This is a genomic window from Thalassobacterium sedimentorum (assembly GCF_031127905.1).
Classification (GTDB): domain Bacteria; phylum Verrucomicrobiota; class Verrucomicrobiia; order Opitutales; family Coraliomargaritaceae; genus Thalassobacterium; species Thalassobacterium sedimentorum.
Map to the genome: position 1 here is coordinate 1 of NZ_JARXIC010000004.1, position 26,148 is coordinate 26,148.

Genomic DNA, 26,148 nt, shown 5'->3' on the forward strand with positions numbered 1-26,148 from the left:
AAGAGAAACCAAACTTTTATATGTAAAAACCAACTAACAGCTTCTACGTTCTTGACACAAACTAACATAGCAGGGGCTTCACTTGTGAAGACCGCCGATCCTAATCCAAAGCGCATCAACCTAATACAATCCAAAAACAGCAACACCACGGGCGTGACAAGTCGCGCCCCTACAAAAAGCAAACCAATCATCACCCATCATTCATCACTCATCCCCCATCATTCATCCAACCATGAACAAACCCGAACACCACCTATTCATCTGCGGAAGCGCCCGCGCCACTGGCGAACTCAAGGGCGTCTGCTGCAACAAAGAATCCGTCGCCCTGCTCTCTTACACTCAGGGCGAAATCCAAGACCGCATGCTCGACGGCGTTGAGGTCTCTATGACCGGTTGCCTCAACATGTGCACCCGCGGCCCGGTCGTGATCGACTACCCGGGCGGCCACTTTTACGAGCACGCGACCGAAGAGTTGATCGACGAAATACTCGACTCGATTGAAGACGGCGAACTCTGCGAAACCAATCTCATCGCTGACTAGAACCATTGAATCAGGCCACGACCTGCATAAGATGCCACCGAAAGCTCCCTATTTAATCGACACGACACTACGCGACGGCGAACAAGCCGCTGGCGTCGTTTTCGCGCTCTCTGAAAAGCTCCAGATCGCGCGCGAGTTGGATGCGCTCGGCTTACCCGAATTGGAAGTCGGAATTCCTGCGATGGGGGCCAGTGAACGCGCACATATCCGCATGATTGCCGCCAGCGGCCTACAATGCAAAATACTGACTTGGGGACGCGCCACGGTCGAAGACTTACGCGCCGCCATGGGCTCCGGTGCCGACGGCTTTCATTTCTCACTGCCCGCCAGCGAACTGCATCAGCGCATTTGGAAAAAAGATGCCGCATGGGTATTCAAAACAATGGAGTCGATCAGCCGCATCGCAGCGGATCATTTCGAGTATTTCACCATAGGTGCGCAAGACGCCTCACGCGCCGACAATGATTTCTTAAAATTATTCATGCACGCGGCCCAAAGCCTTGGCGCAAAACGTATTCGCTACGCGGATACGACAGGACGCCTCAACCCTTTGCAAACACAGCAAGTCATTCAAAACCTGCGATCGCACGCAGATATCGAAATCGAGTTCCACGGTCACAATGACCTTGGCATGGCCACCGCCAACAGCGTCACCGCCCTGCTGGCAGGCGCCGACTGCGCCAGCGTCACCGTCAACGGGCTCGGCGAACGCGCGGGCAATGCACCGCTGGAAGAGGTCGCCACCGCACTATTATGTTCCTCACGAATTGACCTTGGGCTCGATATCAGCCGCCTGGCATCGCTCAGCGACTTAGTCGCCCACGCCTCCGACCGCCGACTCAAATGGGACAAACCGGTCACAGGTAAAGGCAGCTTCACCCACGAGTCCGGCATCCATTGCAGTGGCCAGATGCAAGACAAGTCCAGCTATGAAGTTCTCAAGCCCGAAGCCGTTGGGCACACACGCCCCCCACATGTCATCGGCCGCCACTCCAGTTGCCGCGCATTGATCGAAGCAGCAGCTCAACTGGGCTGGCAGCTTGAGCAATGCCAAGCGGAACAATTACTGCCCCAAGTGCGTGAAACCGCCACCCAACTCGGCCGCGCACTCGAACAAAACGAACTCAGGCAAATTTTCCACACACTCAACATAAAGAAAGCATCCTAATATTATGGCATTCTGGCTCTACGCAAAAAACGGCTCTACTTTCGAGCGGATTCAATCCATCAAATTAACCGGTAAGGCTGGCATCCTGGCGCGCTTTTTACAATCGCACGCAAGCGATGACACTCCCTTCACCTGGGAGTTGACACCAGCCGCACTGGTCGAACTAGTCGACCCTTCACTGGACAGCGCCAGTCATGAGATCGTCATCGACATGCTGCCCGAGGGTTTAACCGAGGTCAGCCTCTATCGAATGACCTCTCTGCGCGGGAGTTCGGAGTATGATGAATCCGATCTCGTGATGGCCTTCAAGCTACTCCAGCAGGGCCCGATCGCGGCCTCAGCCAACGAGTTCAAGAAGCGCTTTGTCTGCAACACCCCGCCCAACGGCCGCCAAATGGTCGAAGCCTTCCATCTCACCGGCGGCGTAGCCACCGGCAGCTACTACTGGAGCAAACCCAAGATGGATATCGGTGCCGCGATTTGTCCGGCCACAGCTAAAACATCTAAAATCAACTAGAAAGCAGAACATGAAACTCACGGTATTCTACGGAACTGAAACAGGCAACGCCAAGGGATTGGCTCAAAAGGTCGCCAAAAAAGGCGAAAAGAACGGGGTCGAAGTCGACATTGTCGACCTGGCCAGCAGCGAGGTCTCTGTCCTCGAAAGTATCGATCATCCCTTTGTCGTCATCATCTCCACCTGGGACGACGGCGCGCCCCCACCGAAATGTGTGCCCTTCTGCAAAGCTTTGGCGGAAACCGATCTCTCACTGACGGGAAAGCAATACACCGTGCTCGCTCTCGGTGATACAGAATATCCGCTCTTCTGTGAGTGTGGCAAACAAGTCGACGCTCGCCTCTCAGCCCTTGGCGCTGAAGCAGTCATGCCACGCACCGACCTCGGTGCCGACTTCATGGTCAGCTACATCGGCTGGTCTAAGAACTTTTGGAAGACCATGGCCAGCGTCTACGGCGTCAAAAAGTAAAAACTAAAACGTAGGGGCGCGACTTGTCACGCCCGCGTATGCAAAGCCATCCGAGCCTAAGCCACCGAGCCGCCAACTCGGCCGAACCGAAAAGCCAACAACCACTGCGGGCGTTCACAAGTGAAGCCCCTACATCTTTATGAAAAATAACGAAACAAAGCGCATCACACTTGATGCTAACGAAGCCGTCGCACGGGTGGCGTATCGCATGAGCGAATTGATCTCGATCTATCCGATCACTCCCTCCACCTCGATGGCGGAACTCTGCGACGAATGGGCCGCAGCCGATAAGCCCAATCTCTGGGGCGAAGTGCCCAAGGTGATGCAAATGCAAAGTGAAGGCGGCGCCGCGGGCACCTTACACGGCACCGCCATGGGGGGCGCACTCAGCACTACTTTTACCGCCTCGCAAGGCCTGCTACTGATGATCCCGATTCTCTACAAGCTGGCTGGTGAATTGACCCCCAGCGTGTTTCACGTCTCCGCCCGCGCCATTGCGACCAATTCACTGTCGATCTTTGGCGACCACAGCGATGTCATGGCCTGCCGCCAAACCGGCGTGGCACAGCTGGTCTCCAACTCGGTGCAAGAAGCTCAGGATATGGCCGCCATCGCCCACGCAGCGAGCCTCGCCACCCGCCTGCCCTTCATGCACTTCTTCGACGGCTTTCGTACCTCGCATGAATACAATTCCCTCGACACACTACCTGACCAAGTGATCGATAGCTTGATCGATCCAGAATCACTAGCCGCGTTCTATGACCGTGCCCTCAGCCCCGACAAGCCAAGCGTGCGCGGCACTGCTCAAAATCCAGACACCTATTTCCAGACCCGCGAAGCAGTCAACAGCTTCGTCAAAAAGACGCCCGCCATCGTACAAGCTCTGATGGAGAAGTTTGCCCTGCTCACCGGTCGCGAGTATAAACTCTTTGAGTATTACGGCCATCCCGAAGCGGAACAGGTCATCGTCATGATGGGCTCAGGCGTTGAAACGGCAGCGCAAACAGCGGAATTCCTGAACGCCAATCGCGGCAGCAAATATGGGGTCGTCGCCGTCCGACTGTATCGTCCGTTTTTCACCCATGCCTTTATGCACGGAGCACTGCCGCAATCCGTCAAATCGATTGCCGTGCTCGACCGCACTAAGGAGCCAGGCTCCATCGGAGAACCGCTCCATCTCGATGTTTCGTTAGCCTGCCGCAAGGCCAGCCGCTGCCCGAACCAATGCCGCAGCATTGACCCACTGGTCGTCGGCGGCCGCTACGGTCTGGGCTCGAAAGAGTTCACTCCTGCGATGGCGAAATCTGTATTTGAAAATCTACTACAAGAACGCCCCAAGGATCACTTCACAATCGGCATCCGCGACGACGTCACCGAACAATCGCTGGACTTCGACCCTAGCTTTACGTTGGAGGACAAAGGCACCAAATCGGCGATGTTCTATGGGCTCGGCTCGGATGGCACAGTGGGCGCCAACAAGAATACTATCAAAATCATCGGGGAGGCCACCACGCTCAACACACAGGCTTACTTCGTTTACGACTCCAAGAAATCCGGTGGCTTGACCACCTCCCACCTGCGCTTCGGTGAAAAGCCAATCCAAGCGCCCTACCTCATCGACGAGGCCGACTTTATCGGTTGCCACCAACCGCAGTTCCTCGGCCGGGTGGATATGCTGAGCCAACTCAAGTCTGGAGGCACTTTCTTGATCAATACGCCCTGCGCCGCCAGCGACATATGGGGGCGCCTACCTTACGAAGTGCAAGCAGCACTCATTGCCAAAGAAGCGAAACTCTACGTCATCGACGCCTACAAGGTCGCTGCTGAGGTCGGCATGGGCCGCCGCATCAATACCATCATGCAAGTGGCTTTCTTTGCACTGAGCGACGTCATCCCCACCGACGAAGCGATCCGCCGTATCAAGGGAGCCATCGAAAAAACCTATGGGCGCAAGGGGCCCAAGATTGTCGAAATGAACTGCGCCGCCGTGGATGCCGCGCTCGCCTACCTGCAAGCCGTCGAAATCCCAGCGGAGACCACCGCCCGCCCGGAAGCGGTCAAGTGGGTGCCCGACGAAGCGCCCGACTTTGTGCAAAGAGTCACCGCTCGTCTGCTGGCAGGCCAAGGCGACCTGCTCCCCGTCAGCGCATTCCCTGTCGACGGCACCTGGCCCAGTGGCACTTCACAATATGAAAAGCGGAAGATTGCCACCGAGATCCCGGTCTGGAACGCAGCCACTTGCACCCAGTGTAATAAGTGCGCCATGTTCTGTCCCCACGCCGCCATTCGTCCCGCTGTCTACGACAAGTCCGCGCTGGCGATGGCACCGGACGGCTTCCCACATGCGGATTACAAGGGAACGGATGGCCCCGGCAAAGCCTACACGCTGCAAGTTTTCCCCGAAGATTGCACGGGCTGTAATGCCTGCGTCGAGCTCTGCCCCGCACGCGATGCCGAGGGCAAACGCGCGATTGAGATGACACCGATCGACGCGCTATTGCAGAAAGAAAAAGAAAAGTTAGCCTTCTTCCAAAGTCTGCCCACCCACGAGATCGACGACGCCAAACTGACAGCCAAGAACCTGCCCCTGCGCAAACCGCTCTTTGAGTTCTCAGGCGCCTGTTCCGGTTGCACACAAACACCCTATGTGCGCAGCCTAACACAACTCTTCGGCGACCGCCTACTAGTGGCCAATGCCACTGGTTGTTCTTCCATCTATGGCGGCAACTTGCCCACCACGCCCTACTGCACCAACAGCGCAGGCCAGGGTCCCGCATGGGCCAATTCACTCTTCGAGGACAATGCCGAATTCGGCCTCGGGCTTTACCTCTCGGCCAAGCATCGGACAGAGAGTGCCCGCCGCTTACTGCTGAAATGTAAAGACATCATCGGGAGCGATGCGGTCGATGCCGTGCTGGACGCCAGCACCCAGACGAGGGAAGAAACACGTGCCCTGATTCTCAATATCGAAACGCGACTTAAAGGAACCACCGACCGAGACGCCAAACGCCTCCTGCAACAAATCGATTATCTGGTGCCCAAGAGCACCTGGATCGTCGGCGGCGATGGCTGGGCCTACGACATCGGCTTCGGCGGCCTGGACCACGTGCTGGCCAGCGGTGAAAACATCAATGTGCTCGTGCTGGATACCGAAGTCTATTCCAACACAGGCGGCCAATCCAGCAAGTCCACCCCCACTGGGGCGATTGCCAAATTTGCCGCAGCGGGCAAGACTCAACCCAAGAAGGATCTGGCGCAAATCGCCATGAGTTACGGCGGCATCTATGTCGCCCAAATCGCCCTGGGTGCCAACGAACAACAAGCGATCGAAGTCATCCGTGAAGCGGAAGCCTATGAGGGCCCCTCGCTGATTCTCGCCTACGGCCCCTGCCTCGCGCACGGCATTGATATGGCACTGGGACCGGAGCGTCAAAAGGCCGCCGTCGACAGTGGTTACTGGCCGATCTACCGCTACGATCCACGCAAGACCGAGCAAGGCCTGCCCGCCTTCCGCCTCGATTCCTTCGAGCCCTCCGTACCGGTGGCTGAGTTCATGCGCAAAGAAAACCGCTTCCGCTCGCTGGAACGCAGTTCTCCGGAACGCGCCGCGGAACTCTTCGCAGCCGCTCAGCAGCAAGTTGACACCCGCTGGAGTCGATTGGAAAAACTAGCCGCCGCGCAATTGGAGGACGACGACGATGACGACGACGGCTGGGGCTGAGCCGCCCAGAATACGTCATCGAATGAACCTCTGCAATCTTCCGGCATGGGCCGTGGCATCTGTCAGCTTTAACCAAGCACCGACGCCACTGCACATCGCCGGAGTGCGCGAGTCCAACCGCCGACTATTTGAAAAGCTCGACAGCATCCATGCCCCCAGTGAGCGCGCCAAGGTTTTCCACGACTACTTGTGTGTGAAATTTGCCCTGCACCACTGGAAGGCCTTCACGGGCGATAGCCGCAGCAGCTTACGCAACAGCTACCTGCGATTTCTCAATGGTTGGGGCATGGATAGTAACGGCATCGAAGGTGCAGTATTGAAAAGTTGGATACAGAGCCGTTTCGGAGTCTCTCCCACCTATCATCGTGGCATCCTAAAGGACGAAGCATCGGGCGAAGAGGACAACCGCTACGCCTACGATCGTATGCGTGGTCGAGCTCGCACCAATGCCATCGATTCGCAACTCGACCTGCTCTACGAGTATTGCCAATACGAACAAGCCCGACGGGCCCCCGAGACCACAACGCTTACCCTGTTTCGAGGCACCAACGATCCAGAAGAGCACTTTGTCCGTCGCATCCAAAACAAACGCCACGCCATCGTGCGCCTCAATAACCTCGTCTCTTTTACCGCAGACAGGGAACGCGCATGGGAATTCGGGTCCACCGTCTGGAAGACCACCGTCGCCATCGCCAAGGTCGTCTTTTTTAGCAGCTTGCTCGGAGGCAGTGTCCTTTGCGGCGAAGCCGAATACCTGGTCATCGGCGGCGACTACGAAGTCGAGGAACTACTCTATTGAATAACGAACATTCAACATCCAAGGCTCCACAGCAAAACCTCGCAGCGCCCCGCGATCCGGTGCGCGATGGCATGCTGGGCCTACTGGTGGGCGATGCCTGTGGCGTCCCTTACGAATTTCGCGATCCACGCGATTTGCCGCTCTTCGAACAATTGGAGATGCAGCCCCCCAAACGATTCGCGCGCAGCTATGCCCATGTCAAACTAGGCACCTGGTCCGACGACGGCGCACAGGCACTCTGTCTGTATGCCTCGATGCGTGAATGCGGCATGTATCACGCTCAGGACTACGCTGCTCGGCTCATCAAATGGCACGACCGCGGCTATATGGCCGTCGACCACTACGTCTTCGACATCGGCAATCAAACCAGCACCGCCATCGGCCGGCTCAAGCAAGGCACCCCCACCCGCTACTCGGGACTCAGCGGTGAACGCAACAACGGCAACGGCGCACTCATGCGTTGCCTCCCACTCGCCCTCCTGCATCAGGGCAATGACGTCGCCCTGGTCTACGAAGCCCACGCGCAGGCGCGCCTAACCCACGCTCACATACGCTCACAAGTCTGTTGCGCACTCTATTGCCTATGGGCACGCCGCGAAATGCAGCAACACACATCCCCCTGGGAAAGCGCCATCGCCACACTGCGCGCCATCTACCGCCGCGATCCTCCAGCACTCCACGAACTCGACACACACATCCGGCCCGAGCGCCGCGCAGACGGCAAAGGCACCGGCTACGTGCTCGACAGTTTGCATAGCGCCCGCTGGGCCTGTCTGGGGCCGAACTACGAAACCATCATTAAGCGCGCCATCTCCCTTGGCAACGACACCGACACCACCGCATGCATCGCGGGCGGCATCGCCGGCCTCCGCCACGGGGCGCAAGGCATCCCCGCCCGTTGGCTCGAACTCCTGCGCGGTAAAGAAGAACTTAAGCGATTGGGCATCTGGCATGACTCATCTCATGCCCCCAATGGCCTGCACCAACATCAACCAAGCACCACTCATGTCTGAAGCTAATGTAGAAAAACTCCTCCTCGCCGGAGGCTCCGATAAAAACCTGCGCGCTCGCTACAACGTCATCGAAACGAAGGAAAAGTTCGTCGAGACAGCCTGCGCCGAGGGCTACGAATTCACCCTCGAAGAGCTCGAAGCGGTCCTCAAAGAAGAGGAACTGTCCTTCGAATCATCCGGCAACCCACGCTCCCGCGCAATTTGGCTGCGCTAGCGAGCCTTTCGTAGTAACGAGCTTCCAGCCTGTTGTTCTCCCAAACCGACAAGCTGGAAGCTTGTCACTACGCGACGCTCCGCATCATGCACTAAGCTCTGCCATGGGGCTGTGATCGGTTTCCACAGGACGGGCAAAAGCGCTGAGGGCATTCTCCTGAGCTTTCATTTCGGCCAATGAGAGCAAGAAGGCCAACGTGGATTCTGCACCTTGATTGTAATTGAGTCGGTCGACATGCAGACCGTCACGGCAACCACCGGTAGAGGCATCATAGACGGGCACGCCGAGCTTATTAGTCCCGAGGAACCAGTCAAATGCCTGCCAGGCTTGATAAAGCCACTTGTCGTTCTTCGTGACCAAGAAGGCCTCAAGACAGGCAGAGATGGTAACATTGGCTTCAATCGGCTGCTGATCGAAAGTGGCCTTGGCTTGACCTTTAGGGTAGAAGCCTTCGCTACCGATGGGCGCGAAATACCCGCGCTCGTCCACTTGTTGCTGCATCAACCAATCCAAGCTGCTCAGGCCGACTTGCAGCATCTCCTCGTCGTGGAGCCCACGCCCGGACACGATCAGAGCATGCGGCAGACGTGCGTTGCAGTAGGAAAGTATCGGCTCAAACCACGGCCAATCATCGCTGGCTTGCTCGCGATAAAGTTCGAGTAAGCGCTGCGCCAACTCGGAGCGGGCATCTGAAATCGCGCGCACTCCAGATAAGCGGCGCTGATACTCGTGCAGTCCGATCAAGGCAAAGGCCCAGGCGCGGGGCGAGCCCATGCTGAGCACCGCAGGCAACGCGCTTTCAAATAAACGGGCGGCCCAATTTTGCAGGTTGATATCGTGCGAACGTCCAACGCAGGCACCTAAAGCCCAAAGTGAGCGGGCGTGTGAGTCGTCGGAACCCGCCTCTTCGAGCCACCTGCGATCGAAGCTCATAAAGTTGCGAAAGCGCCCGTTCTCCACATTGAAGGCATGCTGCAGAAAGGCCGCGTATGTCTGAGCTAAGTGTCGATAGCTTTCATTCCATGCGTCGCCGGCATGTATATTGTCGAGCATGGAAGTTAAGACCAACGCGCGCGCATTATCATCAACACAGTACCCCTCATCGAAATTGGGAAAGGAAAAAACTGCATGCTGAAACAGTCCGGTCGAATCAGTCATATTGTGCAGATGCCGGAGATTCAACTTCGGTAATTCAAAATTCTTCCACCACTCTTCAGTCGGACCACGACGCAGGCTGGCGTGCTTGCGCTGCACTTGTTCTGGCGTCACCCCCGCATCGATTCGTGCTTGTCGAAAAACATCTGCATAGGACTGCGCAACGCGGCTCCACACCATACGGCGCCCATCCAGATATGCATGCTTACGCATGGCGGCCAATTTACCTTCGTCGCTGAATAAACCATTTACCGCGGTGGCAATAGCCTTGGCATCTCTGAATGGAACTAGACAACCGCGACCATCGGCCAGTAGCTCTTCGGCGTGCCAATAAGGCGTAGAGACCACAGCCTTACCGCTGCCGTAGGTATATGCCAGAGTGCCAGAGGTGATCTGCATCTGATTCAAATAAGGCGTCAGATACACATCGCAGGCACCGATAAACTCTTTGAGCTCTTCGATTTCTACGAAGCGGTTGAAAAACAAAACGTTCTTCTCGACTCCCAGATCACGGGTCAACTGTTGTAGGCGGTGCCGATAACTCTCTCCTTCCTGTCGGACCAGATTGGGGTGTGTCGCACCGAGGATAATATACACGGCATCCGGATGTTCCGCGATAATATCAGGCATGGCTTCGATGGCATATTCCAAACCTTTGCCAGGTGAAAGTAGACCGAAGGTGAGTAAGACCTTTTTCCCTTCCACCCCGAACTGATCTTTAAAGAAGGTCGGATCCACAAACGGCATATCCGGAATGCCGTGCGGGATCAGCGAGATTTTATCTTCAGACACATCATAGGTATCACGTAAGATACTGACGCCCTGTTCACTCATAGTCACCACACGCTGGGACAAACGCACCAGCTCTTCAAAAACGCGGCGCTGATTGGGATTGGGCTCCGTCAGAATGGTGTGAAAAGTCGTGACCACAGGCAAACCGGCCTCACGTAGGAAGGTTAGCAAATGTCCCCCTTCGACACCGCCGTATACGCCGAACTCATGCTGCACACAAATGGTCTCCACATTGTGGAAACGCAAAAACTGAGCGGCGCGACGATAATCATCCAAGTTCTGCTCGTTGACCTCAAACTTCACTTCCGGCGGATACAAGTAATCCTCCTTCGGGTCCGTGACGGCGACGACCAGGCATTCAGTATCCGGTAGATGTGCCGCTACGGATTGTCGCAAGTCGTGAGTAAAGGTGGCAATTCCGCACTTGCGTGGCAGGTAATCCCCAACGAATGCTACTTTGTTTAATTCTGTAATCGGTTTCATCATAATACAAATCATTCAAGCCTCAGCGCGGATTTCCGGCCTGCTTGAGCTCTGTCAGCAATTCTTCTAAATCAAAGGTCGCAAAGCTAGTGCACTGATCACTCAAAGCATATGGGAGTATCAAGCGACCGGCGTGCACCAAGGCGCCACAGCTATACACGACATTCGGCACGTAGCCTTCACGCTCCCGTGCATCGGGCGCCAGCAAGGGACGTTTCAAACGGCCAATCACACGTGAAGGATCGTCCAAATCAAGTAAGACTGCGCCGATGGCATATTTGCGCATAAATCCAACACCGTGGGTCAGCAGCAACCACCCTTCGGAAGTTTCAATCGGCGAACCACAATTGCCTAACTGCACATATTCCCATGGAAATGTCGGGCGCAAAAGCAAGGTCTTCTCATACCAGAAGTGCAGCATGTTGGAATACATCAGATAGACGTTCTCATTATCCTGCCGCGAAATCATCGCGTAGCGTCCATTGATCTTTCGTGGGAAGAGCGCCATTCCTTTGTTTTGCACTTCGGGCCCGTTGAGGGTATTAATGCTGAACTCACAGAAATTCTTGGTCGCAAGCAGTTGCGGTAAAAAGGCATGCCCGTTGTAAGCCGTATAAGTCGCGTAATAAATCGATTGCCCATCCTCCTCTTCAAAACGGACAAAACGTGCGTCTTCAATCCCACGCGTTTCGGTCGAGGAATAAGGAAAGATCACGCGCTCACTCAAATCACCGGTAGGGTTAAAATCCAATTCGTAATTCGCCCGCGCCAGCGATAAGAGCGCATCGGCATTTTCCCGCTCGATCGCGGGGCTAAAACGATTACGAGCCAAGGCCCGCAGCACCACCGCCTCCAATTGCAGCAAGGTAAAGGAGTCCTCCAACTCTTCCATAATCTCCCGCGACCACGGTGTATCCAGCCCCAGTTCATGCAACTTGCGCAGAAATAACGCTCGGTCATAAGACGGGTCCGCCTCTACGGTCCCACTATTCACCAATGGAGAGGCCGGATCGACGGTCACACGGCCCTGGGCATCGATCCGCCCGGTGCGAAATGTTATCGAGGAAATATGCCCCTCACCTGTCGCCCGCAGGCTCATGATATAACGCAGTTCCCCCTGCGTAAGCCCACTCTGATCGGGATGCGGCACAATGGATGGATTAAACAAAGCCGCTGCTTCCAAAGCATATTCTTGTAAGAAATAGCCACCGATCAATAGCTTCCGATCCTCCGTCATCGGCATATCCGTAAGCAGGAACTCTTTGACCTGATTAAAACGGTCCAGGAAAATGGCGCGCGGATTCGTATGCCGACCTCCAAACTCATCGAGCAGGCGCTTCGCTTGATCTCTCGCGCGCCGCTCACTAAGGGAAAAGACGCGTCCAATGATTTTAGCAATGCGCTCGCGATTGTGTAACTCAAAAGGACGGATCACGACTCTGGATGGATCCGGCTGTAACAGGATGGGCGTTCGATTTCGCTTCATATCATTAATAGCTAGAACAGTCTATTTAACACCTCTTTCATCTAACGTATGATTGAACTATTCTATTTTACATGTTCAAAGGGCTAAGCCCTCGGAACGAAACGACAGTGTAATGCATCCCCAAAGAATTGCACTCCCCACGGAGAGATAAGTCATCTACTTATACCCCGATCCGCCTGAGCTAATCTCAGCAACAAGCCTATAGTGAAAAGTTATGCCAATATCATTTCGTTTCATGTCTGAACAAAACCTTCGCCCGCATCACCTGCACATAATATGCCAAAAATAACACCAGCGAACCGGCAATCACTGCCAGAACCGGACCTCAACAGAATCTCAGTATTTATCTAAGTTCGCACAGTATTGAATCTTAATGGACGCAATAGTAGCCATAAAATGACAGGCGACACTGCCTTATGACACTGAGACAAAAAGAACTGTTTGAACGACTCAAATGAGACAAAATAACTCAAGGCTAGGATTCCAAACTCGCCAGCAAATCATCCAACGAAACACGCGCAGCGCAAGTCACCCGATCCGCAGCCCCATAGTAGATCTCCAGCTGTCCCTGCCCCAGATCAATGGTTCCATTATGAAAGACCACCTCCGGCATGAAGCCCTCGCATTCATAAGAAGCCTCGGGAGAAAAGATGGGCTGCCACGAACGCCGGATCACCTGCCACGGTTTTTCCAAGTCCAGTAGCAGCAGTCCCAGACAGTAGCGTGATTGATGATTGCATCCATGATAGAACGCAAACCAGCCTTGCGACGTTTTGATTGGCGGACTCCCGGCGCCGATACGCTCGCAGTCCCAGTGAGCAGAACGCGGCCCAGCTACAAATCGGTGGTGGCCCCAGTCTAACAAATTCTCAGAAGAAGCGGTCCAGATGGAAGCTTGCCCCGCGTGAACCACCGCAGGACGATGCAAGACCTGATAGCGCCCATTGATTTTCTCAGGAAACAAGGCACAGTCTTTATTATCCGGTGCAAATATAATGCCCCGTCGCTGAAACGATTTAAAGTCTGCCGTCTCTGCCAGCACAGTGACCACTCCCCGCTCGGACACGGCTGAATAATTAATATAATAGCGCCCCTCCAGCTGTGTGATCCGCGCATCTTCGATCCCAAAGGTCTCGTATGCCGTCTCCGGATAAAGAACTGGCTCTGCCCCGATGGAAAAGTGCTGCCCATCCTCCGAAGTCGCCACGCGGAAGTGGCTGAGGCTCGTCAGATAGATCTGATGCTTGTAAGTAAAAAAGCGGGGATCTGTATAGTTCAGCTTCGGATCATCCAAACGAAACTGATGAATACGAACCTCCCCAGCCTCCAGATCCAGGACGGGCGAGGCAATACAGCCCCGCTCGGCGATGGCTTTTTCTGCAACACGAATCAAAAGCAGACGCTTACCTTGAAATAAGGTCGCAGCAGGATTGAACACACACATCACTTCAAGCCCTGCTTGCGATGGCCGAAGCTCAGACGGCGTCAATATAGGATTATTAAGAAAACGAGTAAGTACAGACGACGCATTCATTTCTATTTGTGACTCCAAGTATACTTCTCCAACATGCCCCCAAAGCATGAAAAAATCAACCCCAGCAGGCACGGCACAGAGCCCCGATTTCACCCCCAGCTGGAGCCAGGTGGCTCCTCTCTTTGAACGTCGCGGACTGATGCTCGACATCAGCCGCAACCGGGTGCCCACAATGGAGACACTGCGCCAGTTGATCGATGCTCTGGCGGCATTGCAGTATAATGAACTACAGCTCTATACCGAGCACACCTTCGCCTACGCCCAGCACGAAGTGGTCTGGCAACATGCCTCTCCCATGACAGCGGAGGAAATCCGTGAGATCGATCGCTACTGCGCGGAGCGCGGCATCGAGCTGGTGCCCAATCAAAACTCCTTCGGACACATGGAACGTTGGCTGCGGCATGAAGCTTATAAACCGCTGGCAGAATGCCCCGACGGCTTCGAGCATCCCTGGGCAGGCTGGCGTGAATTTGGCAGCACGCTCTATCCAGACGCACGCAGTGCCGACTTCATGGATGACCTCTACTCCGAGCTACTGCCCAACTTCACTTCACGGCAAATACACATCGGCGGCGACGAGCCCTGGGAGCTCGGCAAAGGCCGCAGCGCGGCACGCGTCGCCAGCGAAGGCAAGCACCGCGTATATCTCGACTTCATGAAGCAACTCTTCGCGCTGGCGGCGAAGCATGGGCACACGCCACAGTTCTGGTCCGACATTATCATGGAGCGCCCGGACCTGGTGCCGGAGTTACCCCAAGATGTCATTCCCGTGATATGGGGCTACGAAGCCGACTCCCCCTTTGCCGAACAATGCCGTATCGTCGCCGAAGCCGGCTTTCGCAATCAATTCTATGTGGCGCCCGGTGCGGGCAATTGGAACTCCTTTAGTGGACGTCTGGATGTGGCCGAAACTAACATTCAACTGGCGGCCCAGCAGGGGCATGCCCACGGCGCCCGTGGTCTGCTACTGACTACCTGGGGAGACAACGGACACCATCAACCCTGGCTCACACTCTATCCCGCCCTGGTGATCGCCGCAGCCGCGACCCATGGTCAAGAATTGGAAGCATCCGAATTGATTGAAACCATCGACAAGCTCTTTTATCCAGATCAGCCCGAGGGCAATGGCGCAGCCATTTGTGCCTTGGGACGCATCGATGCTCAACTCCCCCAACCCGCACCTCCCAATAGCTTGCTGCACAGCGCATTCTTTGCCAACGAAACTGAATTCAACAAAGCCATTCGACCACTCACCAACGAGCAAGAACTTGCGCACTGCGCCGCAGCATTAGATACAATTCAAAGCGAACAGCTCGATCCGGAAATTGGCCTCTCGATTCAGCTCAATCGAGCTGGACTCGCCCGATTTCAAGCTCAGTTAAATAGCGAAATGCAACAAATATTAATTGAGAATTTTGCACAGCAATGGCAACGCCATTGCCGCGTGGGAGGACTGGCTGACAGCTTGTCGCGTATGCAAAAGAACATGGCGACAGCTCACAAATAAAAGACAGACAATTAAATAGGAAAGTCCTTGATACCGAATAAGTCTAGCGCAACATCCACTTAATTACGAACAAAGCCGATTGCCAACTGTCTACAGAGATCACTAACTCCCTCATCTATGCTCCAAAGACTATCTCTACTTGCACTCCTACTATGGACTCTCCCATTACCAGCTCAAAACCGCGAGCTTTTGGGCGAATATAAAATTGGGATCGTAGGGCGTGATCAGGATAACGCAATCTATCAAGCGGCACACGCCGGGGCGCAGGCAGCCACCCTCGAACTTAGCGAAAAGTATTCAATCGATATTGAATTAGTGGTCTTCACTCCCAATAAAAGCCAAGGCGCCAATCAAGTAACTGCATTGGCAGAACTTTTTATCGAAGATGCAGATGGCCTTATTATTAGTCCAGAGAACACAGACTCCGTCCGCGCATCTTTAGAGTTTGCCATTCAGCAAGGCCAAGAAGTTGTCTATTTTGAAAGCCAATTACCAGACATACCAGCACTGGCATCGATCCTAGCCGACGAAGCCGAAGCAGGCCGAATGGTAGGACGCACCATATTAAAAAAGCTGCCGACTAAGGCACGCGTGGCCATCCTAACCAGCACCGATCCCAGCCCTGAGCTAAAACAACGCATGCAAGGACTAAGTGAGGTGCTGGGCTATCGCCGAATAGAAACCACGGTAGGCTGCGAACCCAACTACCAATCAGCGATTACAGCCATTATAAATGCTGAAAAAAACGATCGTAATGACCTGATAAAAGGCTGGGTTTTCCTAGAAGACTGGCCGCTGTTAGGCATGCCAGCACTTCCCTGGGCTCCCAAAGAACTACCCACCGTGGCAATTCAATCCTCGCCCTCCGCCTTCATGTATGTGGACCAAGGCTACCTGGATGCTCTAGTCGTACACCCATATTATGAATGGGGCTACCGAAGCGTTGAAGCTATGGTCGAAAAACTACACAAGCAACAGCCTCCCGAAGAAAAAATTCTACGAACTCTTCCACGCGTCGTCGATCGACACAATGCAGAGGATTATCGTGAAAGCTGGAAGCAATGGCTAAAATAACCAGATCACAATCAGAGCCACATGATGTTGCAGCGTAGACTGAACGCCACGACTGCTAAGGCTGAAGCAATACCTTACCAAGTCGTGGCTGACTATCATGTTGAATGGCTGATTCGTATTCACTAAACGAATACGTTTTTTCGATTGGCAAGCTCAGACGACCGTCCGCCATCATTGCATACACTTCGGCCATCACATCACGCACGCCAACCAAACCGTTGCGCTTACCATATCGGTCCCACCAAAAACCAGTCAACCGCACATCGTTAAAAATCAAAAAACGTGTAGGAAAACGCACCTTGTCCCCCACCATTCCACCAAAGGTCACTTGTGTGCCACCATCCCCCAAAGCCTTAATTTGGTCAATGGCACTCTCGCCACCAATGGAATTGAGGGCAAGTTGCACGACAGCCCCACGAGTAATTTCTGAAACACCTTTAGCCCAGCCAGTGCCTTCCAGTACGACATGATCCGCTCCCATCGCCTTGAGCGGCTCGACTAATTCCTCTCGACGCACTTGACTGATCGTCTTCAACCCCATGGCCTTCGCCATTTGAATGACCGAAAGACCTACCGCCGAATTTCCGGCATTCTGAATCACCCAATCACCAGGCTTCAAATCAACAATTTTCTTTAATAAACAATACGCTGTGGGCGGATTGATAAAAGAAATCGCCGCCTGCTCAACTGGTACTTCAGGAGGAACAATCAGTAGTTCATCAGCAGCCACACAAGCTGCAGCTTGCCATGCGCCATCCTCACCGGGAAAGCGCACCCGAGTGCCGATCTCAATACCACTCACGTCTGCTCCGAGCGCGTCCACAACGCCGACACCTTCACGCCCCGCGACTGCTGGTAATTCGCGCAAATTACCATAGCTACCACCAATCATACCATAATCAGAAGGATTGATGGTCGCGAATTCCAACTTCACACGCACCTCACCAGCCCGTGGCTCTGGTTGGGCAATTTGTTCCAATTGTAAAACTTCGAGAGGCTTCCCAAAGCTATGATGTCGTAGTGCAGATTGTTTCATAGAATAAGATTAAAGAGAATAAGTGAAAACGCTAGCGCTAGGAGAAGTTTTCCCTAGGTGACGGCCATATCACAAACAAGAAATAGAATCTTCCACAGCATAAGCTGCAAAACTAGGCCAGAAGGTAGTCAATGACGTCATTCGCGGAATAACTGGATTTATGCGAACCAAGAATAGGGTCCAGGAATCGCATGTCTTCGCCCCATGTAACGAGGGGCTGTACCGCAGTACCACGTCGAACCTGTCCCATACCTATGGTCGCGAGTAGGCCATTGCAAAGACAGTGCTTACCTTCTGCTTCCTCGGAGGTCCCGCCTTTATTGATAAAGGGTTTACGTGGGCTGGCAGGACAGCGATAGCCCAGCGTGCCATCATCCTTGGCATACACGTGACGTAAGTACCCTAAATCACATGCGCGGCAAGCATCACGCCCTGAATTAGCCTCAACTTCTACACGCTTAAATGGATATCCAGTTGGTGAAGCCTTAAAATCCGTAATCACATTCAATGTTCCGGCACGATGTTGCTGTATGATCTCAGTCTTGATTTGATCAGTAATGCCTGATTCCTCACTACAGGCAAATGCCGTACCGACCTGTACTCCGCAAGCACCTGCCTCCTTTGCCTGACGTAGGTCCTGCGGTGAGGCACAGCCTCCCGCCATCCAAAAAGGCAGTCCCAAAGCCGCGACTTTTTCAACCGAACAGATATCTCGCTCCGAATAGGCGTCCCCCCGGCGAGGAGGTGCATTATGTCCGCCTGCATTGTAGTGCTCGATGACGAAGCCATCGACTTGGCCACTGGCTTTTTTCACTAAGGTCTTCGCAAGTATATCCGATGAGATCACGGCGAAAAACAGAGGGCGCTTAAGAGGTTCCTGCACTGCAGAAACATGCGTGCCCGGATGAAATGAGGTCAAGAACTCCTGCGAACGATCGGATGTGATAACATTTAGTTTCATCTCAACCGGCTGCAGCTGTGACATCTTATCCAGTGCACCGGGTATCCCCAGTGGAATCCCCCCCCCCATGATGACCACATCCACCTCTGCCAACATCGCTCCAAATAGCGACGGCAGTGTCGGCAACTGAATTTTCTCCAGTAGGTTAATACCAACCATACCAGTGTTGCCTTCCTTCGCCAGATACACTTCCACAAAATTGGCCACGATCAGCAGCTCTTCATCTTCGCGCAACATATCTGCTGTCGGCATCGGTTTTAGTTTATACGTCTCGTCAATAGGTTTGCCTCCATCAATAAACCAATCTCTCAGAATCGGTTTTACCATCTCCTGGTATGGGAAAGCCGCCATCGCGCGGCGCATGTGCCCTCCCTCATCTCCATCCTGCAATCGCCGAATTAAAATGGTATCCAATGCAGTGCCCGAAATTACGCCGAGTTGCCTCCGCTTAGCCACCGCATTTGCCAAGCGCCAATTAGAGACACCCGCCCCCATACCGCCTTGAATAATTTCAGGATAGGCCGTCGCCTGCGAAGAATCTAAAGTATTTAACATAAGATTCCTTAATAATACGACAGCTTAAAATATGTCGAAACTAATGCCAAGTCTAGCGCCTGTTATAACGCCAGCTATACGCGCACATTAATAAATCACATTTCAGGACAGGGAATTTAATAAAATTCCAGTATTCTTTACCACACGCCCATGGCCACAAGCTGTTGTTCCGCCTGCTCTGCCCAACCACGATTAGCAGCGGGGCTAGCGGGACTGGGATGCAAAATACGTCCAACTTTCAAGTTATAGCCGCGCAAAGCTTCTTTTGCACGTGCTTCTGCAAAGGCGCCCACACCGATCACCCACTCAGGCTGCAACAAATCCACCAAGTCACGCAGGTGCTGATCGCAGACGGCATACAAATCTGCAAGTTCCGCCACGGGCAACTTATCGGGTGTGCGATTCTTACCACTCGCCTCCATAAAAACCAGCGGGCAATAATTAGCCACAAAATGCTGCTCAAAAAAGTCGGCTGCCACCGGATATTTATCCGCAAAGAGCCCCCACAAACGACGTCCACTCACCTCACTTCGCTGACAGGAAAATCCTTCAATCGGACGCTTGGGATGCTCATAGTCAGGGCTCAGGATGGTCGTTTCAACCCCCACCCACTCACGGACTGAGCGAATCTCTCCAAAGGGCACTCCCGTCTGCGCCATACCAAACGGACCTGGATTCATCCCCATAAAGATCACTCGCTTACAACTTCGCGCATGTTGCTCGAGATAGCTTCGATGCCCAGTCCACGCATAACGCAGAGGATTATAAACATGCGTCGTTGGCTCGTCAAAGTGAAGCGCATCAACACCATCAGCCAAGCGCTCGGCAGCGGCAATCGCTTGTTGCGCAATTTCAGCGGACATCTGCTTACCTTTCAGCACGATCACTGTGCCCCAAATCACGTTCAGGTGCGATCTGATCACGCACGCGTTGCTTCAATTCTTTCATTTCTGGAAAACGTCCCTCAATCTTACGATCCCAAAGCAAGTGAGCGTTGACCGTCACACTAAAGGTTCCACTGATCTCAGCAGGGCGCAGTGTCACCGCGCCCAACTCAGACTCGAAGGTAGTTAAGAGTTCCTGCGCCGTCCATGCAGCTCGTAGCAACCAGCGACAGCCAGGGCAGTATTCGATTTCGATTTGTGGCTTCATTTGTCTCAAAAATTAGGCGTTTAGCCTCAGAGGATGCAGCGTCAAGCCCTCTTTAGATAAAGTGGCTGCCAAATCGGCAACACGTTGATCACCGATCCGTAACTCGGGTGCAATAGCATTGAGAGGGTGCACGACGAAGTCGCGCTCTGCGATACGCGGGTGTGGCACATGCAATCGCTCGCATTCAATCGTCTCCGATCCATAAGCAATCACATCAAGATCAATCGTGCGAGGTGCCCACTGCCCTGTACGCACGCGCCCAAGCTCTGTTTCCACCGCTAGACAACGATCCAAAAGCTCCAGTGGGGCCAAGCTGGTCTCCACCTCCGCAATCGCATTGAGAAAGTCGTCAACATCTCCCATTCCCACAGCACGATTCTGGTAAACGGGGCTCACCTGCAGCACCTGTAAACGCTCGTCGACCGCTAAGCGCACCAGCGCCGATTGCATCTGGCCCAATCGATCGCCGAGATTACTCCCGAGCGCAATATATGCTCGAACTAGCGACATCGTGTCACCTCCGCCGCGAAGTAATCGCAGATACAATCGACTGGTACGGAAGGCTTCTTCACCGTAACCGTAATCGAAATAATTTTAGCAAAACGCTCGAGAACCCGTGCTGCAATTCGATCTGCCGCTGCCTCAATCATATTAAAGCGCTGCTGAGTAAAGATCTCCTTCACCGTTGCATACAATTCGACATAGTTTACTGTCGACTCAGGACTATCCAGCGAAAGATCCAGTGAGGGATTGAGCGTCACCACCACATCCACCCGAAACCGTTGCCCTAAGACCGCCTCCTCTTCGAGAAGTCCATGTCGGGCAAAAAACACCAATTCTTTAAGCTCAATCTTCGCGCTCTGCATCTGAGCAATAAACACTTGGAGCTTCAGAATTGAAAGGATACAATTTGCAATAGAAATTGATTTGAGTGACTCTAAGCACAAGAAACTCAATTCGAGACCTCGACTACCAACCTCACAAACTACATGCGCCCCGAAATCCACTGGCTACTCCACTTTTGCTCGGAGAACAAACTTCTAACTTCTAATCAAATCACTGGCATGGTGACCAATTTAGATCCAAGTATGGATGTCGACTCCGTGGCCAGACTATTAACCAGCACCGGCTGGGTTACAGATACAGATTTTCTAACGGAGGCGGTGACTGCAGCCAATCAAAATACTCAAGAAGGCTTTGAACTACCAGAAATCCCCGGCATCGAGCTTGAAATGGACACTGGCTTCACAGGCTTCCCCGCCTTTTCTACATTTAATACTCTGTCAGATGCCGAACTTTTCAAAGCAGTCAAAACACTCTTTGTAGAGTGTCAAAAAATAGGTGCCAGCGACCTACACATTACCGGAGGCGCACGACCACGCATACGTCATCATCGGCGCATCGTTTATTTGAGCAATACTCCGCTATCTGACAAACTGGCACGACGCATCAATTTAATTCTGCTGAATGAGTCACAACGCAAGCAATTTGAATTAGACTTGGACCTCGACTATGCTCTTACAATAGATGGCATTGGTGAACATAATGGAATGCGCTTTCGTGCCAATCTAATGGAACATAAAAATGGAATTTCCGGCGTTTATCGCGTTGTTGCGAACCGCCTAATGAGCCTCGAAGAACTGGGCTTTCCCAATGCCCCCGACATTCGAAAACTACTCGCCTATCACAACGGCATCATTTTAGTGACCGGCCCCGCTGGCAGCGGTAAAACCACCACACTCGCCAGCCTGGTGAATGAGCTCAATCAATCACGTCAGGAGCATATCATTACCGTTGAGGACCCCATCGAGGTCATGCAGGAATCTGCCAATAGCATCGTGACCCAACGACAAATTGGCGACCACACACAGTCCTTTCACACCGCGCTCAAATCCGCGTTGCGGGAAGATCCCGACATTATCGTCATCGGCGAGATGCGTGATTTGGAAACCATCGAAATGGCGGTCACCGCAGCCGAAACCGGGCATCTAGTCATCGCCACCATGCACACCCGTGATGCCATTTCGACACTCAATCGCCTACTGGATGTATTCCCGCCCCGCCAGCAAAGTCAAATTCGTGCAATGACCGCAGGCTCCTTACGCGGCATACTCTGTCAGCGACTCTTACCTAGCGTAAATGATGAAGTCGTGCTCGCCTGCGAACTATTGGTCAATACCAACGCTGTCGCCAATATTATACGAGATGGGAAACAAACTGGCCTCAATAACGTAATGCAATCTGGCAAAAAATATGGTATGCGCACGATGAACGACTCGGTGAAAGAGTTGCTCGAAGCGGGCAAGATCTCAGCAGAGACCGCAGCCACACACACCTACAACACCGAAGACTAAACCCTGCTCATTCAAAACATCCCCACAGTATGAACGATTTAGATACACTACTCACTGACATGCTGGAACGAGGCGGCTCCGACCTCCACCTATCAGTCGGTGCCCGACCGAAAACACGCATTGATGGCCTGATCCACCCACTCAGCGATCAGCCTATTCAAGCAAACGAAATGGAGGCGATGCTACAAGCAGTCACACCGGAACATCGTTGGCGGGCCTTTCTCGAAAGCCACGACACCGACCTCGCGCATGAAATTCCCGGAAAGGCGCGTTTCCGGATGAATCTTTTCAGAAACAGCAAAGGGATGGCCACAGTGCTACGCCAAATCCCCTCCCGTATCGCTAGCATTGATGAACTTGGGCTACCGCAAGCGCTGAAAAAGATTGCGAACTATACTGAAGGACTCGTGTTGGTCACTGGACCTACTGGCAATGGAAAATCCACCACACTCGCAGCGATCATTGATGAAATAAATGAAAGCAGCCAACGCCAGATTATTACCCTCGAAGACCCCGTCGAATTTGCCCATCAGGATAAAAACAGTACCATCCTGCACCGTGAAATTGGCGAACACTCGCATTCATTTACCGCAGGTCTCAAAAGTGCCATGCGCGCAGACCCCGATGTAATCCTAATCGGAGAAATGCGTAGTATGGAAACAATTCGGCTCGCTCTCAATTGCGCCGCAATGGGTATGCTGGTATTCGCCACCTTACATACCAATAGCGCAACTAAGACCATTGATCGGATCATCGATGCATTTCCTTCAGATGAGCAGAATCAGGCCCGTATCATGCTCGCCGAATCTTTGCGAGGCATCGTATCTCAACTGCTGTGTAAGCGCAAAGATGGAGGGCGCATCCCAGCCCACGAAATCTTACTCAAACATGGATCACTGCCCAATTGTATACGTAATAGTGCCCACTCCAGTATCCGTAATATTATCGATCAAAACCGCAGCGCAGGTATGGTCTCTCTAGATGTATCGCTTCGCAAACTGCTCGATGATGACATCATTACGATGGAAGAAGCTTATATGAAAGCGAGCGACAAAGCTCAGTTTAAGCCCAATTAAAGTAGGCAGCAACTGAAGATAACTGGTTTCCATCAACCCAGCCCCCGTATGCGCTAAGGTGACTCATCTGCGTCTCTCGCCGTCAATTTAAGAAAATACGATGAATCATCTAAAAGCGTCACTTCCACGACATATCGGCCCTCGCTAGATTCATAGGCTTCTAGACGTGTCCAGGGCCCCTCCACTCTCGAAGCTCCCATCCCGTAAAAGGTAATGGTCGCCTCCTCTGTTGACGGCTGATACTGCGAATCCACTGGAAAACTAAGACGTAACTTATTATCCCCAACACTCGTATCTGGGTACCGTGCACTGCCGAGATCAGAATGCCCAGGATCCAGGCCCATAATCATTTCGAGTAAATTCGGCAAACGATCGCCATCCGGATCTGCTTCACGAAACGCAGCTGCGCCAGATAATTCGGGAAAATTCATCAGCCAGGTTTCATAAGGAGTGCTGTCGATCGTGTCCCCCGCAAACTGATTAACAAAAGCAAGCACTGCTGCAGAGCCATTTGGCCCACTGCCATGATAGGCTCGCGGCCAATAGTGCCCAATCCCCTCCAGTAGAACATAAGAACTGGTCGCATTTACGACTTCGACGTTCGCACCACTCAATTCAGACTGAATCTTAGTGAAGTCAGGCATGAAAGACAAGCTGCCCGCATTACGAAGCGCTACAGCCGACATATACTCCGACAGTACACCAAAATGATAAAGGTGGTCAGCATCCCCTGTTCCAGTGATAGGATTTACTTTAGGATCGTCCGCGCCATGCATGTGCAACAAAGGTACTGTCATAGGCCAAAGACTATGCTCAATCACGCTCTCATTATAATAGGCCCCATAGGGTACCGCAGCAGCGATCAGATCAGCATGATCGCAGAGCATGCGATAGGTCATCAGCGCTCCAGCCGAAAAACCCGTAATGGCGAATTTAGCCCGAGTGGGCGCAATCGTCGCGATGTCGGCCACTACTGCCAACAAATAGTCGGCATCACCTCGACTCCCCCCAAGCGGATCTGCAGCATCCCACGACGAAACGCTCGCGATACCAGAGCTACCATTTGCATAGATCACGATCACATCATCGGCGGCACTCTCCTCTTCGAATTGTGCCATATTTCTAAAGCCTTCAGCATCAAAAGTTGCCGGATGTAGTGCTAATAAAACCTGTATAGGCTCACTTCGCACAGCATAATCCTCAGGCAAATAAGCAAGGTACTCCCGATTTTGAACAGTTCGCACATGTCGCATATGTGCGGACAGCATGTGGTTGAACGCGAGCAAACAAAGTAAATAGCCCCAATGGCGTAATAAAACAGCCCAGCGGCATCGCAGCCAGGTACTCAGCCACAGGCGCCCCCAATCGCAAAACAGATGCTGTCGAAAACAAAGCATACTGTATTAAAGCGTTCTCAAGGAGAAAAAGTTGCAGTGGATGTGCTCATCAAGTCAGCATTCAGATCAATGAGTAATCACTTTGATACTATTGTCACTTAAAACTAAGACTGACTCACTTGATCAATCGCTTCAAGTTCCGCCTGCGTAAATGAATCTGCCTCGATCGCAGCAATATTGTCTAGAACCTGTTGCGGACGGCTTGCTCCGATAAGAGCCGAGGTCACTACAGAATCACGAAGTACCCACGCCAACGCCATTTGGGCCAAACTTTGCCCACGCGCCATTGCAATCTTGTTCAAGGCATGAATCCTGTGCAAATTTTCCTGCACAGTATCTGATTTTAAGAAACCAACCTGCTTCGCCGCCCGGGAATCAGCAGGAACATGCTTCAAATATTTATCGGTCAACTGCCCTTGCGCCAAAGGACAAAAAACAATCGAGCCGATACCTTCCTCATCCAAGACATTCGTTAGTCCATTTTCAATCCAACGGTCAAAAATATTATAACTAGGCTGGTGAATTAAACAGGGAGTACCGAGTTCACGCAAAATTCGAACGGCTTCACGAGTCTGTTCTGCAGAATAAGAAGAGATACCGGCATAAAGCGCCCGCCCCGAGCGCACTGCCGTGTCAAGTGCCCCCATCGTTTCCTCCAGCGGCGTATCGGGATCGTATCGATGACTATAAAAGATATCGACGTAATCGAGGCCCATACGGTCAAGACTCTGATCGAGACTAGCCAGCAGATATTTGCGGGAGCCCCACTCACCATAGGGACCATTCCACATATGATATCCAGCCTTAGTTGAAATAATGAGCTCATCCCGATAAGGCTTAAAATCTTGCGCAAAGATCTTTCCAAAATTCAATTCCGCAGAGCCAGCCGATGGCCCGTAATTATTCGCAAGATCAAAATGTGTAATACCATGATCAAAGGCGGTATGCAACATGGCGCGCGCATTGTCAAAATCGTCGACATCGCCAAAATTGTGCCAGAGTCCAAGCGAAATCTTGGGTAATTTCAGGCCGCTACGCCCACAGCGGGCATATTGCATTTGATCATAGCGAGTGGCTGCGGCAGTGTAAGACATAGATTAAGGGAGGCCTGAGGTGAAGTGTATGAATTAAGGCACCTGTCCAG

Annotated in this window: 24 protein-coding genes; 12 read left to right on the forward strand and 12 right to left on the reverse strand. The window is 53.0% G+C overall.

The window, feature by feature from the left end:
* A partial coding sequence (locus QEH59_RS03230; RefSeq protein WP_308983918.1) for a hypothetical protein occupies nt 1-191 on the reverse strand: 191 nt, incomplete at its 3' end.
* A 41-nt stretch (nt 192-232) separates the two neighbouring features.
* Between QEH59_RS03230 and QEH59_RS03235 the strand changes: the two genes are divergently transcribed.
* The 8 genes from QEH59_RS03235 to QEH59_RS03270 all read left to right on the forward strand — a co-directional run bounded on the left by QEH59_RS03235 (nt 233) and on the right by QEH59_RS03270 (nt 8,442).
* On the forward strand, nt 233-541 hold the full coding sequence (locus QEH59_RS03235) for a (2Fe-2S) ferredoxin domain-containing protein (RefSeq protein ID WP_308983919.1): 309 nt from the start codon (nt 233-235) through the stop codon (nt 539-541).
* 31 nt (nt 542-572) lie between these two features.
* On the forward strand, nt 573-1,709 hold the full coding sequence (locus tag QEH59_RS03240; protein ID WP_308983920.1) for a homocitrate synthase/isopropylmalate synthase family protein: 1,137 nt from the start codon (nt 573-575) through the stop codon (nt 1,707-1,709).
* A gap of 4 nt (nt 1,710-1,713) precedes the next feature.
* Nucleotides 1,714-2,226, forward strand: a complete 513-nt coding sequence (locus QEH59_RS03245; protein WP_308983921.1) for a hypothetical protein — start codon at nt 1,714-1,716, stop codon at nt 2,224-2,226.
* 10 nt (nt 2,227-2,236) lie between these two features.
* Nucleotides 2,237-2,695, forward strand: a complete 459-nt coding sequence (locus tag QEH59_RS03250) for a flavodoxin domain-containing protein (RefSeq protein WP_308983922.1) — start codon at nt 2,237-2,239, stop codon at nt 2,693-2,695.
* Between the two features lie 139 nt (nt 2,696-2,834).
* Nucleotides 2,835-6,416 carry a pyruvate:ferredoxin (flavodoxin) oxidoreductase gene (gene nifJ / locus QEH59_RS03255; protein ID WP_308983923.1) on the forward strand — a complete coding sequence of 1,194 codons (3,582 nt, stop codon included), beginning with the start codon at nt 2,835-2,837 and terminating at the stop codon, nt 6,414-6,416.
* Nucleotides 6,417-6,438: 22 nt separating this feature from the next.
* On the forward strand, nt 6,439-7,215 hold the full coding sequence (locus tag QEH59_RS03260) for an NAD(+)--dinitrogen-reductase ADP-D-ribosyltransferase (RefSeq protein WP_308983924.1): 777 nt from the start codon (nt 6,439-6,441) through the stop codon (nt 7,213-7,215).
* A complete protein-coding gene (locus QEH59_RS03265) occupies nt 7,212-8,228 on the forward strand; it encodes an ADP-ribosylglycohydrolase family protein (protein WP_308983925.1) in 1,017 nt (338 codons plus the stop codon). Before QEH59_RS03260 ends, QEH59_RS03265 begins: the two co-directional genes overlap by 4 nt.
* Nucleotides 8,221-8,442: a Nif11-like leader peptide family natural product precursor gene (locus QEH59_RS03270; protein ID WP_308983926.1), complete on the forward strand. Its 222-nt coding sequence runs from the start codon at nt 8,221-8,223 to the stop codon at nt 8,440-8,442. The genes QEH59_RS03265 and QEH59_RS03270 overlap by 8 nt, the downstream gene beginning before the upstream one ends.
* An 84-nt stretch (nt 8,443-8,526) precedes the next feature.
* Here the strand turns inward: QEH59_RS03270 and QEH59_RS03275 are convergent, their stop codons facing one another.
* The 3 genes from QEH59_RS03275 to QEH59_RS03285 all read right to left on the reverse strand — a co-directional run bounded on the left by QEH59_RS03275 (nt 8,527) and on the right by QEH59_RS03285 (nt 13,796).
* Complete coding sequence (locus QEH59_RS03275; RefSeq protein WP_308983927.1) at nt 8,527-10,875, reverse strand: glycosyltransferase family 4 protein; 2,349 nt, start codon at nt 10,873-10,875, stop codon at nt 8,527-8,529.
* A 19-nt stretch (nt 10,876-10,894) separates the two neighbouring features.
* Nucleotides 10,895-12,358 carry a glycoside hydrolase family 130 protein gene (locus QEH59_RS03280; RefSeq protein WP_308983928.1) on the reverse strand — a complete coding sequence of 488 codons (1,464 nt, stop codon included), beginning with the start codon at nt 12,356-12,358 and terminating at the stop codon, nt 10,895-10,897.
* A 475-nt stretch (nt 12,359-12,833) separates the two neighbouring features.
* Nucleotides 12,834-13,796, reverse strand: coding sequence for a glycoside hydrolase family 130 protein (locus tag QEH59_RS03285; protein WP_308983929.1), 963 nt, complete (start codon nt 13,794-13,796; stop codon nt 12,834-12,836).
* Nucleotides 13,797-13,938: 142 nt separating this feature from the next.
* Between QEH59_RS03285 and QEH59_RS03290 the strand changes: the two genes are divergently transcribed.
* Nucleotides 13,939-15,399 carry a beta-N-acetylhexosaminidase gene (locus QEH59_RS03290; RefSeq protein ID WP_308983930.1) on the forward strand — a complete coding sequence of 487 codons (1,461 nt, stop codon included), beginning with the start codon at nt 13,939-13,941 and terminating at the stop codon, nt 15,397-15,399.
* 117 nt (nt 15,400-15,516) lie between these two features.
* Nucleotides 15,517-16,473, forward strand: coding sequence for a substrate-binding domain-containing protein (locus tag QEH59_RS03295; protein WP_308983931.1), 957 nt, complete (start codon nt 15,517-15,519; stop codon nt 16,471-16,473).
* Nucleotides 16,474-16,528: 55 nt separating this feature from the next.
* Here QEH59_RS03295 and QEH59_RS03300 read toward each other — a convergent pair whose 3' ends face one another.
* The 6 genes from QEH59_RS03300 to folB all read right to left on the reverse strand — a co-directional run bounded on the left by QEH59_RS03300 (nt 16,529) and on the right by folB (nt 21,043).
* Nucleotides 16,529-17,509, reverse strand: coding sequence for a zinc-dependent alcohol dehydrogenase family protein (locus tag QEH59_RS03300; protein WP_308983932.1), 981 nt, complete (start codon nt 17,507-17,509; stop codon nt 16,529-16,531).
* 112 nt (nt 17,510-17,621) lie between these two features.
* A complete protein-coding gene (locus tag QEH59_RS03305; RefSeq protein WP_308983933.1) occupies nt 17,622-19,025 on the reverse strand; it encodes a nitronate monooxygenase in 1,404 nt (467 codons plus the stop codon).
* A 137-nt stretch (nt 19,026-19,162) separates the two neighbouring features.
* Nucleotides 19,163-19,888: a uracil-DNA glycosylase family protein gene (locus QEH59_RS03310; protein WP_308983934.1), complete on the reverse strand. Its 726-nt coding sequence runs from the start codon at nt 19,886-19,888 to the stop codon at nt 19,163-19,165.
* Between the two features lie 4 nt (nt 19,889-19,892).
* Complete coding sequence (locus QEH59_RS03315) at nt 19,893-20,177, reverse strand: Rdx family protein (RefSeq protein ID WP_308983935.1); 285 nt, start codon at nt 20,175-20,177, stop codon at nt 19,893-19,895.
* 12 nt (nt 20,178-20,189) lie between these two features.
* Nucleotides 20,190-20,687 carry a 2-amino-4-hydroxy-6-hydroxymethyldihydropteridine diphosphokinase gene (gene folK, locus QEH59_RS03320; protein WP_308983936.1) on the reverse strand — a complete coding sequence of 166 codons (498 nt, stop codon included), beginning with the start codon at nt 20,685-20,687 and terminating at the stop codon, nt 20,190-20,192.
* Complete coding sequence (gene folB, locus QEH59_RS03325; protein ID WP_308983937.1) at nt 20,678-21,043, reverse strand: dihydroneopterin aldolase; 366 nt, start codon at nt 21,041-21,043, stop codon at nt 20,678-20,680. Before folB ends, folK begins: the two co-directional genes overlap by 10 nt.
* 123 nt (nt 21,044-21,166) lie before the next feature.
* Here folB and QEH59_RS03330 point away from each other — a divergent pair, with 123 nt between their 5' ends.
* Nucleotides 21,167-22,531 (forward strand): type IV pilus twitching motility protein PilT, encoded by a 1,365-nt coding sequence (locus QEH59_RS03330; protein ID WP_308983938.1) that lies wholly within the window; start codon nt 21,167-21,169, stop codon nt 22,529-22,531.
* A gap of 29 nt (nt 22,532-22,560) precedes the next feature.
* Entirely contained in the window at nt 22,561-23,607 is a 1,047-nt protein-coding gene (locus tag QEH59_RS03335) for a type IV pilus twitching motility protein PilT (RefSeq protein ID WP_308983939.1), read from the forward strand.
* Nucleotides 23,608-23,660: 53 nt separating this feature from the next.
* Here QEH59_RS03335 and QEH59_RS03340 read toward each other — a convergent pair whose 3' ends face one another.
* Nucleotides 23,661-24,725, reverse strand: a complete 1,065-nt coding sequence (locus tag QEH59_RS03340) for an alpha/beta hydrolase family protein (RefSeq protein WP_308983940.1) — start codon at nt 24,723-24,725, stop codon at nt 23,661-23,663.
* A 383-nt stretch (nt 24,726-25,108) separates the two neighbouring features.
* A complete protein-coding gene (gene mgrA, locus QEH59_RS03345) occupies nt 25,109-26,098 on the reverse strand; it encodes an L-glyceraldehyde 3-phosphate reductase (protein ID WP_308983941.1) in 990 nt (329 codons plus the stop codon).
* Nucleotides 26,099-26,148: the final 50 nt, after the last annotated feature.